Genomic DNA, 14,730 nt, shown 5'->3' on the forward strand with positions numbered 1-14,730 from the left:
TTAAAAAACCAACGTATTATTTAGCGTCTTTAATTGCTGCCAACGTTCTAACGAACTTGCTAGGTACTTCGTTAACTGTTTTAACGAACTTGCTAACAGGTTCTTTGAAGGTGGCGAGCAATTTAGCCAATGCTTCGTCACGAGTCGGAAGTGAAGCAACTGCGTCCAATTTTTCAGGACCCATGATGCCATTACCGATTGACAGAGCCATTACCTGAAGGTTCTTGTTTTCTTTGCCAAAGTCTTTGAACAAGCGAGCTGATGCGCCCGGTGCGTCCATAGAAAAGCCATAAACAAGAGGTCCTTTAAGTACATCGCTCATGTCGTCGAACTGAGTACCTTCAAAAGCGCGTTTTGCAAGAGTATTTCGAACAACTTTCAGAAATACGCCTTGCTCACGTGCTTTTTTACGAAGCTCAGTCATATCGGCAACTTCGATGCCTCGATATTCAGCAACGGTGACGGCTAGCGCATTCGAAGCAACGTCGTTAACTTCCTTAACGATGGCTTTCTTTCCGGCTAAACCAATTGCCACTGATATCACCTCGTTTTCAATTTGGAGCCGAAGCTCCGCGTTACAATTAGGTGGAGTTACCTCCACCGCGTTGTCACGGTGATTCTCTACCCAGAGAGCCTGAGTCGGATATCACCATCTGCGTAGGAAATTAAGTGCCGCTATTCGATATTACTGAAATTCTCGCGGTACACCTACGGTCTTGGACGGGAGCCTTGCTTGTCGCCTTTTGAGCATTACAAACGGCAGCTCCAACCCATAAACCTTAATTAACCAGCGCTGACTGTACCCTGGTCAATACTCACACCAGCGCCCATCGTTGTAGACAAGCTGATGCGCTTAAAGTAAACACCCTTTGCAGAAGAAGGCTTAGCTTTCTTAAGCGCGCCTAATAATGCATCAAGGTTTTCTTTCAATTTCGCGTCATCGAAATCGACACGGCCGATTGTTGCGTGAACAATACCGTTTTTGTCGTTGCGATAACGAACCTGACCCGCTTTAGCATTTTTAACGGCTGTTGCTACGTCAGGAGTTACTGTACCTGTTTTCGGGTTAGGCATCAGGCCACGCGGACCTAAGATTTGACCTAATTGACCAACAACACGCATTGCGTCAGGAGATGCTACGACAACGTCGAAGTTCATCTCGCCTTTCTTAACTTGCTCAGCTAAGTCTTCCATACCAACAATGTCAGCACCTGCTTCTTTCGCTTTGTCTGCATTATCGCCAGAAGTAAATACGGCAACGCGAACGTCACGGCCTGTACCATTTGGTAATACTGTCGCGCCACGAACGTTTTGGTCAGATTTACGAGCATCGATGCCAAGATTTACGGCAACATCAACGCTTTCAGTGAATTTTGCTGTTGCTAATTCTTTCAACAGTGCAATTGCTTCATTCACGTCGTAATCGCGGGCTTCAACTTTCTCTGCGATCATGCGAGCGCGTTTTGTTAATTTAGCCATCGATTAGCCCTCCACGTTCAAGCCCATCGCACGAGCAGAGCCGGCGATAGTGCGTACAGCTGCGTCCATGTCGGCAGCAGTAAGATCGGGTTCTTTAGTTTTTGCAATTTCTTCTAATTGCGCGCGAGTTACAGTACCAACTTTCTTGGTATTCGGCTCGCCAGAACCACTCTTGATACCTGCTGCTTTCTTAAGCAAGAAAGATGCAGGAGGTGTTTTAGTGATGAACGTGAATGAACGATCTTCAAATACTGTAATTTCAACAGGAACAGGCGCGCCTTTTTCCAGGCTGTCTGTTTGCGCGTTGAATGCTTTACAGAATTCCATGATGTTTACACCGTGCTGACCCAATGCTGGACCAACTGGCGGTGACGGGTTAGCTGAACCAGCAGCTACCTGCAATTTGATAATGGCTGATACTTTCTTCGCCATGGTTATTACCTCTGTTGTGGGTTTAACGCCTCGTAACTTTTCAGAGTGAAGTTACTCAATCGGCTCCCCGTTAAAAAAGGACGCGAATTATAAGTTAATTCGCGCCGTTGATCAATGCTAGATTGATGCTTTTTTGATCACGACTTTTCGATTTGGCCGAACTCTAAATCAACCGGTGTCGCGCGACCGAAAATTGAAACCGAAACGGTAACGCGGCTTTTCTCGTAATCGACCTCTTCCACTGTACCGTTAAAGTCAGCAAATGGACCATCGGTAACACGAACCACTTCGCCCGGCTCGAACAATGTTTTGGGTTTCGGTTTGTCTGCTGAGTCTTGTAAACGATCAAGAATAGCATCCGCTTCTTTCTTAGAAATAGGTGTAGGACGGTCGCTCGTACCACCAATAAAGCCAAGTACACGCGGAACGCTCTTAATTAAGTGCCATGAATCTTCGTCCATAACCATTTCAACCAAGACATAGCCTGGAAAAAATTTACGTTCACTTTTACGACGCACGCCGCCACGCATTTCAACGACTTCTTCCTTCGGCACTAAGATTTCGCCGAATTTGTCTTCCATATTATGCAGCTTGATATGTTCTTTCAGAGATTCCGCAACACGAGCTTCGTAACCGGAAAAAGCCTGTACGACGTACCAACGTTTCTTATCGCTCATAGTTTAAATCTCCAGTCCGGTTAAGAAGCCAACGACACGCACAAGTATTCCATCTAAACCCCAGAGGATTAAAGCAACAATTACGGTCGCTACAACCACGATGAGTGTTGTCTGAGTTGCTTCCTGGCGCGAAGGCCAGACGACTTTGCGAACCTCGGTACGACTTTCTTTAGCGAAAGACAAAAACTTTCTACCTTTAATCGTTGTGGAAGCAAAAAAACCTGCTAATGCCACCAATACGACAACACCGATAGCGCGGTAAAGTACTGAGATTTCTTCTGCGTAGTAATGATTTCCGCCGATAGCTACAACTAGCAAGGCGATTGTGATTATCCATTTCAAGCTGTTTAATGAACTGCTCTGCGTCTCGTTATTTGCGCTCATTCTTTAATCCTAATTGCGACCGGTCTTCGCTTTTAACTTAAAATCTGGCAGGGGCGGAGGGATTCGAACCCCCAACCGTCGGTTTTGGAGACCGCTGTTCTGCCAATTGGAACTACGCCCCTAAATAATGTCCTTCACGCTTATCTTACTTGGTGTAGGATTGGACGCGGTATTATACCTAAGACAGCGCTTCGCGCAAGCCATAAAAAAGCCCGGCATAAAGCCGGGCTTTGTATACGATACTTAAACCGTATTAGTCTAGGATCTTAGATACAACGCCTGCACCTACAGTACGACCACCTTCACGGATTGCGAAACGCAAACCTTCGTCCATTGCGATTGGAGCAATCAGCTCTACAACGAATTTCAGGTTGTCGCCTGGCATAACCATTTCTACGCCTTCCGGCAATTCTACTGCACCCGTTACGTCAGTCGTACGGAAGTAGAACTGTGGACGATAGCCTTTGAAGAATGGCGTGTGACGACCACCTTCGTCTTTGCTCAGTACGTAAACTTCCGCTTCGAACTTAGTATGCGGAGTAATTGTACCTGGCTTCGCCAATACCTGACCACGCTCAACTTCGTCACGCTTAGTACCACGCAACAATGCGCCGATGTTCTCACCTGCACGACCTTCGTCAAGCAGCTTACGGAACATTTCAACACCCGTTACGGTTGTCTTTTGCGTGTCTTTCATACCAACGATTTCACACTCGTCGCCTGTGTTGATGATACCGCGCTCTACACGACCGGTAACAACTGTACCACGACCTGAAATCGAGAATACGTCTTCGATCGGCATGATGAATGGCTTATCGATGTCACGCTCTGGCTCTGGGATGTAGTTGTCAAGCGCATCTGCTAGCTCAACAATTTTCTTCGCCCACTCTTCGTCGCCTTCCAGCGCTTTCAGTGCTGAGCCTTGGATAACTGGCAGGTCGTCGCCCGGGAAGTCGTACTCTGACAACAACTCACGAACTTCCATTTCTACCAGCTCTAACAGCTCTTCATCGTCTACCATGTCACATTTGTTCATGAAGACAACGATGTAAGGTACGCCTACCTGACGTGAAAGCAGGATGTGCTCACGTGTTTGCGGCATTGGGCCGTCAGTTGCCGCTACTACCAGAATTGCGCCGTCCATCTGTGCAGCACCGGTGATCATGTTTTTAACATAGTCAGCGTGCCCTGGGCAGTCTACGTGTGCGTAGTGGCGAGTTGGAGTGTCATACTCAACGTGAGAAGTTGAGATAGTGATACCACGCTCTTTCTCTTCTGGCGCGTTATCGATGGCTGCGAAGTCTTTCGCCGCACCACCATAAACTTTTGCCAAAACAGTTGTGATAGCAGCAGTTAGTGTAGTTTTACCGTGGTCAACGTGACCAATGGTGCCGACGTTTACGTGCGGCTTCGAACGTTCAAATTTTTCTTTAGACATTGCAGCCTCTCTAACAAAATTCTTTTGGTGTTTTACCTAAACTTACGTTTGCATACCAAGGTTTCGTTAGAATGGCCTAAAAAGAAATGGTGCTGATAGGCGGATTCGAACCGCCGACCTCACCCTTACCAAGGGTGCGCTCTACCAACTGAGCTATATCAGCACGACTTGAATTTGGAGCGGGTGGCGGGAATCGAACCCGCGTCATCAGCTTGGAAGGCTGAGGTAATAGCCACTATACGACACCCGCAAATTCACAATTTTGTGAGGCCACCTCAAAACCAAGGAAATTGCGTGGTGGAGGGGGCAGGATTCGAACCTGCGAAGGCGGAGCCGTCAGATTTACAGTCTGATCCCTTTGGCCACTCGGGAACCCCTCCCGCATTTTGCAATTTGAATTGGTGCCGGCAGAGAGAGTCGAACTCCCGACCTACTGATTACAAGTCAGTTGCTCTACCAGCTGAGCTATGCCGGCACCCCGGTTAGGTGGAGCGCATTCTATGGTACTAAATTTGATAGTGCAATAGCTTTGCGCAAAAAATTTATAAAAACACAATCAAGTGGTCAGTTTTTAACTCCTTCGAGCAAAAACTGACCGAGAAATTAGGTTATTCGAATGGATGACGCAATACAATCGTTTCGTTACGATCCGGGCCCGTTGAGATGATATCAACGGGCACTCCGGTTAACGCTTCTATTCTTGAGATATACGCTAACGCTTGTGGCGGTAACTGATTATGCTCTGTCAAACCAACCGTACTTTCCTGCCAACCTTCTAACGTCTCATAGACTGGTTCTACGACGTCATAGTCTTCTGCGGCCATTGGCGGATATTCACTGATTGTTCCATCAGCCAGCCTATAACCGGTACAGATTTTCAATTCATCTAAACCATCCAGCACATCCAGTTTGGTTAAACAAAAGCCACTTACTGAGTTAATTTGTACCGCACGGCGCATAGCCACAGCATCTAACCAGCCGGTTCGACGTTTGCGACCGGTTGTTGCTCCAAACTCATGACCTTTAACACCTAAGTGCTGGCCGACTTCGCAGTCGAGCTCGGTTGGAAACGGACCACTGCCAACCCGAGTTGTGTAGGCTTTTACGATACCTAATACATATTCAATATAACGCGGTCCAAAACCTGCTCCGGTTGCAACACCGCCGGCGGTTGTGTTGGATGACGTCACATAAGGGTAAGTACCGTGGTCAATATCAAGCAATGTGCCTTGAGCACCTTCGAACATGACTTTATCGCCATTCTTACGAGCCTGATCCAACATTGCCGGTACATCAGCAACCATTGGTTTCAGTAATTTCGCAAACTCTTTGCACTGTTTTAGTACCTGCTCATAGTCGATAGCATCGGTTTTATAGTATTCAGTTAGCGCAAAGTTGTGATAGTCGACCAACTCTTTCAATTTGCCTTCAAAGCGCTCAGCATTGAACAGATCGCCAACGCGCAGACCACGACGCGCCACTTTGTCTTCATACGCAGGACCAATTCCGCGGCCAGTGGTTCCGATAGCTTCTTTACCACGAGCTTTTTCGCGAGCCTGATCAAGCGCGATATGGAAAGGTAGAATTAACGGGCAAGCTTCGCTCACTCGCAAACGCTCTTTAACAGGAACGCCACGCGCTTCGAGCATATCAATTTCTTCAATCAGTGCTTCTGGTGATAGCACAACACCATTACCAATAACGCACTGAACATTTGAACGCAGAATTCCTGAAGGAATAAGGTGTAAAACCGTTTTCTCGCCGTCAATGACTAATGTATGACCTGCGTTATGACCGCCTTGATAACGAACGACTAAGCTCGCCTTGTCGGTCAACAAATCGACGATTTTACCTTTACCTTCATCACCCCACTGGGTGCCTAAAATAACAACGTTCTGACTCATGATTGCCCCGCGTAAAAAAAAAGCGTGGCGATCTTACCTTGTATCGGGGAGTTTGTACATGAAGGAAAAGTGCCCAATGGAGTCATTGGGCACTGGTTGGACTTTTACTCTTGCTTTTCGCCCATCATATTTTGCAGATAGCGGAAGAAGTCACTGTTTGCATCGAGTACGAGCATGTCGTTACCTTTACCAAACGAGTTGGTGTAGGCTTCCATACTGCGAATGAATGCAAAGAATTCAGCGTCTTTTTCGTATGCTTCAGCATAAATACGAGCGGCTTCTGCATCACCTTCACCACGCAATTCGCGTGATTGGCGTTTAGCATCCGCAAGCATAACGGTCACACGTGCATCAACGTCAGCACGGATAAACTCAGCTTGCTCTTTACCTTCTGAACGATGCTCGGTCGCAACCGCCTGACGCTCAGCGCGCATGCGTTGATAAATAGACTGGCTAACCTCATCAGGCAGGTTAATTTGCATGACGCGAACGTCTAACACTTCAATACCAAGATCTGAAGCACTTTGGGCGCCTTGTAATAAGGCTTCACGCATCAGCTCGTCACGTTCACCAGACACAATATCTGAGATAGTACGGTTACCGAATTCACTACGTAACCCGCTGTTAATACGACGAGTAAGCAAAGCTTCGGCTTGCAAAATATTACCGCCGTTTGTACTTAAGTAGAACGTCGAAAAGTCGTTAATACGCCACATGACGTAGGTATCAACAATTAAGTCTTTTTTCTCACTGGTGACAAAGCGGTCCGGATCACCGTCCAGGGTTTGCAGGCGTGCATCCAGCTTTTTAACTTGCTCAATGAACGGTATTTTAAAGTGCAAGCCTGGTTCAAATACCATTGCTTCGCCGGTTTGAGCGTTTCGTTCAACCTTACCGAATTGAATTAAAATAGCTCGCTCACCCTCTTTCACCACGTAGACGGAGGACAAACCCAGCGCGACCAGGACCACAACAATTATTGCGATTAGGTTTTTCATTAGTTTCGACCTCCGCTACGGTTGCTGTTGCGAGTGTTTTGCGGTTCCGAGTTAAAAGGCATTCCTGCGCCTTGCTCTGGAACTCGCGGAGGCGAGAAGGTTTCAGTATTTCGACCTTGCTTCTCTAATAGCTTTTCAAGCGGCAAGTACATCATGTTATTGCCACCTTCCACATCAACCAAGACTTTTGGTGTCTTCGCATAAATATCCTGAAGCGTGTCTAAATAAATACGCTCACGCGTTACTTCCGGCGCACGTTCATATTGAGGTAGTAACTCGTTAAAGCGAGCGACCTCACCCTGCGCTTCCAGAATGATCTGTTCACGATACGCTTGCGCTTCTTGCAGCATACGGCGAACTTGCCCACGTGCTAACGGTTCAACTTCACGCGCATAGGCTTCAGCTTCGCGAATGTAGCGCTCTTCGTCCTCTTGTGCCGCAATAGCGTCATCAAAAGCATCTTTAACCGCTTCCGGTGGGCGTGCTGGCAACAAGTTAAGGTCGACGATTTGCAAGCCAATAGAATATGGATTCATTGTCGACTCAAGCATATCTAAAGTGTCTGCACGAACTTGCTCACGACCACGAGTCAGCACTTCATCCATTGTCGTGTGACCAACGACGTAACGTAACGCACTGTCAGTCGCTCGCGACAATACACCGTCTGCGTCCTGAACATTGAACAAGTATGCGCGGGGGTCGACAACACGGTACTGAACATCTAATTCGACACGAACAACGTTCTCATCCTGAGTCAGCATGTAACCTTCAGTTTTGTCCGAACGTACATTGTTAACGTCGACATGCTCAACGGTATCGACAAAAACAGGACGCCAATGCAGACCTGACTCAACCATTGTGTGGAACTGACCAAATCGCAGCACAACGCCGCGATCTGCTTCTTTTACGGTGTAAAAGCCTGCAATGAACCAAACAATAATGGCGATAATAGCAATGATGCCAATGCCTTTACTAGGAATGCCTGAACTGCCGCCAGAGCCTCCACCTTTATTGCCGCCAAAGCCGAACTTTGCAAAGAGTTTACGGACTGCTTCATCAAGATCAGGTGGTCCCTGATCTTTGCCGCCCTGATTTTTCCATGGGTCACGGTCGTTGTTGTTACCGCCGTTCCCCGGTTGATTCCAAGCCATGGACTGCTCCAATTTATGGTTTAACTTATATTAATTATGTTTTTGGACAATTAGTTCATCCAAGTTTTTATCAAATCGTTTTTTAAGGCGCTGCCAGTCTACCGATGATAAACGTACATGCAACGCCAGTTGCCCATTTTCGTCAACATCTTCAGAGGTAACACTGTTTAGTTCGTACAATGTACCACGTAATTTGCCCATGGACGGCGGTATTTTTATGGTCGCGTCCATCATTTGAGGCCCCAACAACTGGGTTAATGCCTCTAAAATCAGTTCGACACCAATGCCTTCCTGAGCTGAGACCCAAACCCGTACAGGCTTATCATCTTCATAATCAATACGTGGCTTCGCCCCGTCGACTTGGTCTATTTTATTACAAATAATCAGCTGTGGCACATCTCCGGCGTCAATTTCGTCGAGAACTTCGGTTACCTGATCAATGTTGCTTTGCTGCTGCTCATCAGCGACATCCACAACATGTAACAGCAAATCAGCTTCTTGCGTTTCTTGCAGCGTTGCCTTAAAAGCTGCGACCAAGTCATGCGGTAAATGTCGAATAAAACCGACCGTATCCGCCAGAATCAAGTCGCCAACATCTTCGATAGTGAGCTTACGAAGCGTGGGATCCAACGTCGCAAACAATTGGTCAGCGGCATAAACGCCCGCTTCTGTTAACTGGTTAAACAGTGTTGATTTGCCCGCGTTCGTATAGCCAACCAGTGACACTGTCGGAATTTCCGCCTTTTGTCTCGCGCGGCGTCCTTGCTCGCGTTGCTTCTGAACTTTTTCCAGACGCCGCAAAATATTCTTAATGCGCCCGCGGATTAAGCGTCGGTCAGTTTCTAACTGCGTTTCGCCCGGACCTCGCAAGCCGATACCGCCTTTTTGTCTCTCAAGGTGGGTCCAACCTCGAACCAAGCGCGTTGAAATATGCCGCAACTGCGCCAGCTCAACCTGAAGTTTACCTTCATGAGTGCGTGCACGTTGGGCAAATATATCGAGAATAAGCCCGGTTCTGTCCAGAACGCGGCACTTACAAATTGCTTCAAGGTTACGCTCTTGCGTTGGGGACAACGCATGATTAAAGATGACAATGTTGGCATCGAGCGCTTTCACCTGCTCAGCTATTTCTTCCGCTTTACCACTACCAACAAAGTATTTCGGCGTTGGCGAACCGCGGCTTGTTGTAATGACACCGCGCGTCTCAACACCAGAAGAGTTTGCTAAAAGTTTAAGTTCAGAGAGATCTTCTCGGTTTACTTCAGTGGGAAAGTCCACATGAACCAAAATTGCGTAGTCGCCACCTTCATACCTATCGAACAAGTTGTATCAGACCTCTCTTTTCTTAAAGTTAATCGTCGAACTCAGCCACGCCTTCAGCTGCTTGCTGAGGTAAGTAATTCTGAGGGATTCTGGCCGGGACGACAGTCGAAATAGCGTGCTTATAAACCATTTGGCTAACAGTGTTTTTCAGCAATACGACAAATTGATCAAATGATTCAATTTGACCCTGCAGCTTAATACCATTCACCAAATAAATGGATACCGGAATGCGCTCTCGGCGCAATGCATTTAAAAACGGGTCTTGTAGAGTTTGCCCCTTGGCCATCTTGGATTCCTTTTTTATCGTTATTAATTATCCAATGCGAAACACAAAAAGTGATAACACCGCCAATTTGCTACCACCTGTAAACACACTAGACCAGTAAAGAATTTTTGCAACCAGAAAAACGTTAAAAATTACTCATTTATTCGCTAATCGGATCTGTGGGCGGTTGCGAAAATTTCAATCCTGGCCAGGAAATTTTTGCGCAGGTTGAGCTAAAATGGCCTCGACTTTATCGTTCATATGCGGGTCGTCTGTTTCCAGCCAAGTCACGCCTGGCCAGCCGTTCAGCCACGTTAGCTGACGTTTCGCAAGTTGTCGGGTGGCAATAATGCCGCGCTCTCTCATTTCGTCGTACGTCAACTCACCTTGTAAGTATTGCCACATTTGGCGATAACCGACACTGCGAATTGAGGGCAAGTCTTTATGTAAATCGCCGCGCTCAAACAGCTTTCTGACTTCGTCCTCAAAAGGTTCTGACAGCATTTGATCAAAGCGCTGCTCAATACGCTGATGCAATACGGCACGCTCTTTAGGCGCAATTGCGAACTGGTAAACGGGCTTATCCAATTGACCAAAGCGTTCTTTAGTGAGCTCCGTCAGCGTTTTTCCGCTCACCTCATACACTTCCAGTGCACGCAGGGTTCGCTGAGGATCATTAGGATGAATTCGCTCAGCACTTATCGGATCAATTTCTCTAAGCCTATCGTGCAAAGCAGCAAGCCCGTCGGCTTCCATTCTTTTGGTCAGGGCTTCACGAATGGTAGCGTTGGACTCGGGTAGCTGCGACAAACCTTCGAGCAATGCCTTGAAATACAACATAGTGCCGCCGACCAACAAAGGGACTTTTCCGCGGGCCTGAATATCATCAACTAAACGTAGTGCATCACGCTGAAAGTCTGCGGCTGAGTATGTTTCTGACGGATCGCAGATGTCGATAAGGTGGTGCGGTACTTTAGAACGCTCCTCAGCGGTTGGTTTTGCCGTACCGATATCCATTCCTTGATAAATAAGCGCCGAGTCGACTGAAATAATTTCGCAGTCGAGTTTCTCGCACAGCGCGAGAGACAAAGCTGTCTTTCCTGCGGCTGTTGGTCCGTAAATGGTAATCACCGCATTAGTGGTTTGCATGATATCCCTCTGGTACATCGATAGGCTGGAGGTAGGTAGCAGACGCGTGCAGTTGGTCTTGCCACTGATTTAGCCAATGCTCAGCCTCAGTTGTACTGTATTCATTTTTAGCTACAAAGGCTGTCAGCCACTTTATGACTTGGCCGTCTGAGCTCTCTGACACCTGCTCCAGTAGCTGCTTAAATAACAGTGCAACATTGCCTCTACGGAGCATTTCCGGCATTTGCTCTATGACGATTGTGTCTTTTTGGCGGTAGTACATAACACCCAGTTGGTTCAACTGCTGTTCCGGCCATTGACTTACCGGCGTTTTGAATTCCTTTGCCGATACCGTCACAGGCACTAATAACGGCTGTCCGGACAGCCCTCCCTCAACTTGCTGGGTCAGCCTCGTCTGCGCGCAAACGGAATGTACCTGTTGTATGTTCAGCCAGGCCAATGAGTTGGCGTTTTTTATTAATGCCTGATACCCATTAAACAGTGACAGTAAGCGCCAGCTTTCAGCCGAAGAGCTTGTTTTATGAGGGCTTGCGGAACTCGCTACGAAGGAAGGCGATACAGCCTGACTCGACGCGTTTCCTACCCCACTTTTTACGGCATTAGGCAGCAAGGAACCCATCGCTCTTCGCGGGGCGACAGAATAACGACTGCTTTCGCGCATTGCCGACGTATCGGCCGGCTGGTACTGATGACCGCGCGCACTTTCATAACTGTCGTCGCGAAAAGCAGCTGGTTCTCCCTCGGATGCACTATTCGTTGGCACCTCGGTTAAAGAGCGTAATACACGTTCAACCTGAGTCAGGATGAAATCGTGCACTTGACGTTGGTAATGAAAGCGCACTTCATGTTTAGCCGGATGCACATTCACATCCACTTGTTCGGCTGGCAATTCGAAATAAAGAATATACGTTGGTACCCGTTCAGCAGGCAGGTACTTTTCATAAGCCTGACGTACAGCGTGCGCTAAAAGCTTGTCGCGCATCATACGGCCATTAACGAAGAAGTGCTGCACATCCCCCTGATACCGGCAATGTTCAGGCGCCACCATCCAGCCCTTTAACTTGTAGTCACCTTCCGGACTTTGTAGCTGATACGCCTGCTCAGCAAACTGACCGCCACAAATTTTTGCAACACGCTGCAACTGTTGCTTTTGAGACTCCGCTTTCGGATACCGCCGCAACGTTTTGCCGTTATGAGTCAACTGAAATGCCACATCAAATCGACTTAACGCAATACGTTTTATTACTTCGTCAATGTGGCTAAACTCGGTTTTTTCTGTGCGCAAAAACTTACGCCGGGCGGGGGTGTTAAAAAATAAATCCTGAATATCGACCGTGGTACCATTAGGGTGAGCGGCAGGCTCAACATTAACCTGCATGTCGCGACCTTCTGTCCACGCCTGCCAAGCCTCGCTTTGCTCCGCCGGCTTTGAGGTTAAGCGCAATCGTGATACCGAGCTAATACTGGCCAACGCCTCCCCCCGAAAGCCTAAACTGCCAATGCGCTCTAAGTCTTCTAACGACTGGATCTTGCTGGTCGCATGACGACTCAACGCCAGCGTCAGCTCATCGCGAACAATGCCCCCACCATTATCGCGAATGCGAATACGCTTACTGCCGCCTTTCTCTATGTCTAAAACAAGTTCATCGGCGCCAGCGTCTAACGCATTTTCGACTAATTCTTTCACCACCGATGAAGGACGCTCAACGACCTCACCGGCAGCAATTTGGTTAGCGAGTTCTATGGGTAACTGTTGAATTGGCATTAACGGCTCGGAATTGTCAGTTTTTGCCCAATTTTAAGGACGTTACTTCGTAAGCTATTTTCAGCTTTTATCGCTTTCACTGTCGTGTTGTAGCGCTGAGCCAAAACCGACAACGAATCGCCCGATTTGACCGTGTAAGTAAAGTTGTTTTGATTCGCCAAATAGGTATTGTCTATCGGATTACTGACAAAATACCGACGAATACCGTTGTAAAGCGCGCGCGCCATCTTTTGCTGGTGCGCGTTACTGGTCAGTAGGCGTTCTTCATCCGGGTTAGAAATAAAACCAGTCTCTACCAACAGTGACGGCTTATCCGGTGATTTCAGTACAGCAAGACTCGCAGCCTGAGGTTTGGTTTTATGCATTTCCGTGATGGCTGACATTTCGTCAATAATATGTCGGGCCGCGCTGTAAGCCCCTGCAATAGAGCTGTCCATCGACATATCCAGAAGCGTTTCGGCCAAGTAAGGCTCGTGGCTGTTTTTACTTAAAATGTCTGTCACACCACCGAGTAGCTCGGACTCTTGTTCACGGTTCTCAAGCCAACGACCTATTTCTGAATCAGCCCGGCGCTTAGAAAGCACCCAAACCGATCCACCACGTGGCTGAGGCGTTCTGAAGGCATCCGCATGAATCGATACAAAGAAGTCGGCTTTAGCGTCCCAGGCCTTTTGCGGCCTCTCATTCAAGCCGATATAGTAATCGCCCGTGCGAACCAGGTACGCTTGCATGCCCGGGTCATCATTAATCATTTTTGCCAGCGCCCTTGCTATGCGAATTACCACATTCTTTTCGTAAGTACCTCTAGGACCAATCGAGCCCGGGTCATCACCACCGTGACCGGCATCAATCGCGATAGTCACTTTGCGATCTTTCAGCTCATCAATCGACTTTGCCGGACCACTTCGTTCAACTGACTTACCTGGAAGATCAACGACTAAGCGGTCTTTGTATGAATCGTTCGCAGGAAGCACAAATAGATTAGGTTCTGTTTTCGAATTCAGCTCAATGACTATCCGACTACTGCGGTTACTCTTGGGGCTACTGGTACGCACTTTTCGCACCAATAAAGAATCTTCGCCAAGGTTAGTTAACCCGGCTTTCAACTGGGTATTATTAAAATCTATAACTAACCGATAGGGTTTCTGCTGATTCAGCATGAAATAGGAGTAATCAGGGGTTTCCGATAAATCGAAAACCACACGAGTTTTGTCCGGCGATGGCCACACCCGGACACTTTCAATACTGTTGTCTGCCCACACACTGAACGAGCATAAGGCAACAAGCACAACCCAAAACTTTTTTATCATAATGATGTAACGATATTTTTTCCGGCGTTAGTTAGCGCATTTATAGTTATTTTTCTGCCTTGCTCATAATAGCTTAAGGCAATTTCAATGTCTGCGTCCGGAAGCCAGCCTGCGCCTTTTTCCGGCCATTCAATAAAATTGAGTGTGTCATCGGCAAAGTAGTCACGAATGCCCATATATTCGAGTTCTTCCGGATCGGCCAGCCGGTAAAGGTCGAAATGATGGATGCGCCAACCGCTTAACTGGTATGGCTCTACCAGGGTATAGGTTGGACTCTTTACTGCACCTTCATGACCCATCGCCTGAATAACCCCACGGCAAAATGCTGTTTTACCCGCCCCCAATTCGCCCTCCAGATAAACGACAACGGGCTCTTTTATACTATTTGCAAAGCGTTTCGCCAATGCCAACGTGGCTTCTTCATTCGACAGTGTTTGCTCGAAAACCTCACTCAT

The 14,730-nt window shown here is 47.6% G+C and carries 15 protein-coding genes and 5 tRNA genes; all 20 read right to left on the reverse strand.

Annotated features, from left to right (window positions below):
* Positions 1 to 16: 16 nt before the first annotated feature.
* A complete protein-coding gene (gene rplJ / locus CWC33_RS03975) occupies positions 17 to 535 on the reverse strand; it encodes a 50S ribosomal protein L10 (protein WP_088769013.1) in 519 nt (172 codons plus the stop codon).
* Positions 536 to 783: 248 nt separating this feature from the next.
* Positions 784 to 1,479 (reverse strand): 50S ribosomal protein L1, encoded by a 696-nt coding sequence (gene rplA, locus CWC33_RS03980; protein WP_053953120.1) that lies wholly within the window; start codon positions 1,477 to 1,479, stop codon positions 784 to 786.
* 3 nt (positions 1,480 to 1,482) lie between these two features.
* A complete protein-coding gene (gene rplK, locus CWC33_RS03985) occupies positions 1,483 to 1,911 on the reverse strand; it encodes a 50S ribosomal protein L11 (RefSeq protein WP_011233603.1) in 429 nt (142 codons plus the stop codon).
* A 137-nt stretch (positions 1,912 to 2,048) separates the two neighbouring features.
* On the reverse strand, positions 2,049 to 2,588 hold the full coding sequence (gene nusG / locus CWC33_RS03990; protein WP_088769014.1) for a transcription termination/antitermination protein NusG: 540 nt from the start codon (positions 2,586 to 2,588) through the stop codon (positions 2,049 to 2,051).
* 3 nt (positions 2,589 to 2,591) lie between these two features.
* Positions 2,592 to 2,972 (reverse strand): preprotein translocase subunit SecE, encoded by a 381-nt coding sequence (gene secE, locus CWC33_RS03995; protein WP_088769016.1) that lies wholly within the window; start codon positions 2,970 to 2,972, stop codon positions 2,592 to 2,594.
* Between the two features lie 45 nt (positions 2,973 to 3,017).
* Positions 3,018 to 3,094: transfer RNA gene (locus CWC33_RS04000), tRNA-Trp, on the reverse strand.
* A 131-nt stretch (positions 3,095 to 3,225) separates the two neighbouring features.
* Positions 3,226 to 4,410 carry an elongation factor Tu gene (gene tuf, locus CWC33_RS04005; RefSeq protein ID WP_100690873.1) on the reverse strand — a complete coding sequence of 395 codons (1,185 nt, stop codon included), beginning with the start codon at positions 4,408 to 4,410 and terminating at the stop codon, positions 3,226 to 3,228.
* A gap of 87 nt (positions 4,411 to 4,497) precedes the next feature.
* Positions 4,498 to 4,573, reverse strand: a tRNA-Thr gene (locus CWC33_RS04010).
* 12 nt (positions 4,574 to 4,585) lie between these two features.
* Positions 4,586 to 4,660: transfer RNA gene (locus CWC33_RS04015), tRNA-Gly, on the reverse strand.
* Between the two features lie 45 nt (positions 4,661 to 4,705).
* Positions 4,706 to 4,790, reverse strand: a tRNA-Tyr gene (locus CWC33_RS04020).
* A 19-nt stretch (positions 4,791 to 4,809) separates the two neighbouring features.
* Positions 4,810 to 4,885 (reverse strand) — tRNA-Thr (locus CWC33_RS04025).
* Between the two features lie 133 nt (positions 4,886 to 5,018).
* Positions 5,019 to 6,314 carry an adenylosuccinate synthase gene (locus tag CWC33_RS04030; protein WP_100690878.1) on the reverse strand — a complete coding sequence of 432 codons (1,296 nt, stop codon included), beginning with the start codon at positions 6,312 to 6,314 and terminating at the stop codon, positions 5,019 to 5,021.
* Between the two features lie 104 nt (positions 6,315 to 6,418).
* Positions 6,419 to 7,312, reverse strand: coding sequence for a protease modulator HflC (gene hflC, locus CWC33_RS04035; RefSeq protein ID WP_100690879.1), 894 nt, complete (start codon positions 7,310 to 7,312; stop codon positions 6,419 to 6,421).
* Positions 7,312 to 8,463 (reverse strand): FtsH protease activity modulator HflK, encoded by a 1,152-nt coding sequence (hflK, locus tag CWC33_RS04040; RefSeq protein ID WP_100690880.1) that lies wholly within the window; start codon positions 8,461 to 8,463, stop codon positions 7,312 to 7,314. The genes hflC and hflK overlap by 1 nt, the downstream gene beginning before the upstream one ends.
* 30 nt (positions 8,464 to 8,493) lie before the next feature.
* Positions 8,494 to 9,786 carry a ribosome rescue GTPase HflX gene (gene hflX / locus CWC33_RS04045; protein ID WP_088769023.1) on the reverse strand — a complete coding sequence of 431 codons (1,293 nt, stop codon included), beginning with the start codon at positions 9,784 to 9,786 and terminating at the stop codon, positions 8,494 to 8,496.
* A gap of 28 nt (positions 9,787 to 9,814) precedes the next feature.
* Complete coding sequence (gene hfq, locus CWC33_RS04050) at positions 9,815 to 10,072, reverse strand: RNA chaperone Hfq (RefSeq protein ID WP_053953128.1); 258 nt, start codon at positions 10,070 to 10,072, stop codon at positions 9,815 to 9,817.
* A 177-nt stretch (positions 10,073 to 10,249) separates the two neighbouring features.
* Positions 10,250 to 11,200 (reverse strand): tRNA (adenosine(37)-N6)-dimethylallyltransferase MiaA, encoded by a 951-nt coding sequence (miaA, locus tag CWC33_RS04055; RefSeq protein WP_100690881.1) that lies wholly within the window; start codon positions 11,198 to 11,200, stop codon positions 10,250 to 10,252.
* On the reverse strand, positions 11,187 to 12,965 hold the full coding sequence (gene mutL / locus CWC33_RS04060; protein ID WP_100690882.1) for a DNA mismatch repair endonuclease MutL: 1,779 nt from the start codon (positions 12,963 to 12,965) through the stop codon (positions 11,187 to 11,189). The genes miaA and mutL overlap by 14 nt, the downstream gene beginning before the upstream one ends.
* On the reverse strand, positions 12,965 to 14,275 hold the full coding sequence (locus CWC33_RS04065; RefSeq protein ID WP_100690883.1) for an N-acetylmuramoyl-L-alanine amidase: 1,311 nt from the start codon (positions 14,273 to 14,275) through the stop codon (positions 12,965 to 12,967). Before CWC33_RS04065 ends, mutL begins: the two co-directional genes overlap by 1 nt.
* Complete coding sequence (tsaE, locus tag CWC33_RS04070) at positions 14,272 to 14,730, reverse strand: tRNA (adenosine(37)-N6)-threonylcarbamoyltransferase complex ATPase subunit type 1 TsaE (RefSeq protein WP_088769031.1); 459 nt, start codon at positions 14,728 to 14,730, stop codon at positions 14,272 to 14,274. The genes CWC33_RS04065 and tsaE overlap by 4 nt, the downstream gene beginning before the upstream one ends.

The organism is Idiomarina sp. X4 (assembly GCF_002808045.1).
GTDB lineage: Bacteria > Pseudomonadota > Gammaproteobacteria > Enterobacterales > Alteromonadaceae > Idiomarina.